We start from the raw sequence: 412 nt of genomic DNA, 5'->3' as shown, positions 1-412 counted from the left end.
GCTTCTGCTTGCTCAGCACCAGCAGCGGCTGGCGCGGACGGTCTTCGCGGTTGACGTAGCCGTAGCCGAAGCGACCGCGGTCGCAGAGGAAGTAGTGGTTGACCGAGCCGTTGTAGCGGTTCTCGATGCGGCGGATCTCGCCGTAGCGCTCGCCGGGGCTGATGTTGCAGCCGCTGGAGCAGCCGTGGCAGATGCTCGGGGCGAACTGCATGTCCCACTTGCGGTTGTAGCGCTCGGAGTGGGTCTTGTCGGTGAACACGCCGGTGGGGCAGACCTCGGTGAGGTTGCCGGAGAACTCACTTTCCAGCACGCCGTCCTCGACCCGTCCGAAGTAGACGTTGTCGTGGGCGCCGTAGACGCCGAGGTCGGTGCCGCCGGCGTAGTCCTTGTAGTAGCGCACGCAGCGGTAGCA

General features: G+C 65.8%; 1 pseudogene. It reads right to left on the bottom strand.

What is annotated here, in order from left to right:
- A pseudogene (locus tag ACLJNW_RS23340) lies at window positions 1-412 on the bottom strand (NADH-quinone oxidoreductase subunit G); the annotation flags it as partial.

Origin of the sequence: Salmonella sp. SAL4457, assembly GCF_046548235.1 — a bacterium.
GTDB classification, from domain to species: Bacteria; Pseudomonadota; Gammaproteobacteria; order Enterobacterales; family Enterobacteriaceae; genus Salmonella; species Salmonella enterica.
The sequence above is the reverse complement of the archived record's forward strand: the minus strand, read 5'-3'. Positions and strand labels throughout refer to the sequence as shown.